Origin of the sequence: Arthrobacter subterraneus (assembly GCF_900099735.1) — a bacterium.
Taxonomy (GTDB): domain Bacteria; phylum Actinomycetota; class Actinomycetes; order Actinomycetales; family Micrococcaceae; genus Arthrobacter_D; species Arthrobacter_D subterraneus.
Window position 1 is genome coordinate 1 of record NZ_FNDT01000053.1, and the last position, 1734, is coordinate 1734.

At 63.4% G+C, this 1734-nt stretch carries 1 protein-coding gene; it reads right to left on the bottom strand.

Translation table 11 applies throughout. From position 1 onward, the window contains the following. Nucleotides 1-606 precede the first annotated feature (606 nt). The gene (locus BLS52_RS18955; RefSeq protein WP_342707482.1) at nucleotides 607-1731 is read right to left on the bottom strand and encodes an alpha/beta hydrolase; all 1125 of its coding nucleotides are present in this window, start codon (nucleotides 1729-1731) and stop codon (nucleotides 607-609) included. Nucleotides 1732-1734: the final 3 nt, after the last annotated feature.

Here is a 1734-nt window from a genome sequence, read left to right on the forward strand (position 1 = left end):
CCAGCGAATACGAACAACAACACGCCGGTGTCAATGCCGGCCTACTAACCACAATTTCCAACTAAAAATCTCTCCACCAAACCCGGGGCTTGACAGCGTAAGGCCCTTGGTGGTACGGGTCCCCACGGCTGCCCGCCGTTATGTTTGCGCTGGAGCCGGCGCACCTCTTTTATGACCGCTTTTTCGTTCAGAATGCCACGGACGCATACTCCCGACGTGCCCTGTGGACAGAAGCGGGGTGAATGAGGCAGGTTTCCGTCTACTTATACAATCTTCCCAATCACCGTCTGGGTGCTGGACGCGTGCGTCTGCGTCGGCGCCCGGACCCGCCGGCGGGCTTGTCGTCCTTCGGGGTGATGTGTTGAAGCAGGGAATCGTGGGCCTGTTGCAGGGTTTCGGCTTGCGCGCCCGCTGCGGCGAGGTCCGCGGCGAGAGTACCTACTTCCGCACGCGCGCTGGCTGTAGCCCTCTTCTCCCTGTCCTGCCCGGGTTTCGGGTGCTGTAGCCCGTTCGGCGGACGTGGCGAGCTCTGCATTCAGGGCCGCCGTTTCGGCGGCCTTTTCGTCGGAGATCTCGCGCGACCTTTCGCGCCGCGGGACGCCAACCTCACCTGGCGTCAGCGTTGACGTGTGCCAAAAGCCACGCGGTGACCGTCGATTGCCAGCGTTCGGGGTCGGAGTTCCATGACAGTGTGTGGCCGGCTTTGAAGGCTTCGAACTCAACGAGGTCGGGGCGCAGGTCGCGAAGGGTCTGCGAGACCCGAATGGGGGCGGAGTCATCTCGGGTCCCGTGGATGATCAGTGTGGGCACAGCGAGCTCTGCGGCGCGTGCGACCCAATCAAGATCCCCAAGCGGGATGGCCGTCGGCAGACCGATCATCCGGGACAGTGGGCGGAGCGTGAGCCACGGGACGGCGAGGATGCCTGTTGCCGCGGGCAGCCCGCTCCGAACGCAATTCGCCTTGATCACCGTAACCCAGTCGAGCACCGGAGACTCCAGCACAACCCCCACGATAATGCCGCGGTAGCGCGCACGGCCGACGAGTTGCAGCGCGATCGCAGCGCCCATCGACCATCCGAACAGAACGATCCGATGTGCTCCGTGTTGCATCGCGTAATGCACTGCGGCTTCGGCATCCTCGACTTCCGTGAACCCAATCGAGGACCGGCCATTTCCAAGCTTCGGCCCGTCTCCCTCGTTCCGGTAACTGATGACGAGCGATGTGTAGCCCAGGTCCGAAGCGACCCGCACTCCGCGCAGTGTTCCCGCTCGGGTGCTCCCCAAGCCATGAACGTGGATCGCCCACGTAGAGCGGTCACTTTCTCCCTCCAGGAGCCAGGCCGGAGCACTTCCCACGGCGGTGTCAACCGCTATTTCTCGGGCGGAAAGGCCAGCATCAGTTGGGCTCGCAAAGTAGATCCCGCTCCATGATGCGCGATCGCCAGCCGCCAGAGCGAAGCCGGCAGAAGCACTTGTCACGGGCCGTGCGATTCGGGCTGGTCCTCGATCGAAGACTTCGGCAGAGAGTTGAGCCCAGCCTCCATTCTCGAACCAAAGGTTGTAGATGCCATCCGCGACTGTTTGGCGCGTTCGGTCCAAGACGATCAAGCAGCGATCACCGTCGCGCTCCACGTCACGGACGACGAGGTCGAATCTCCTCGGGCCTGCGGATGCCGTCAACCGCCGAGCAATGCCCCAACCGAGGCCCAACCCGCATGCAGTCAGCAACACCGC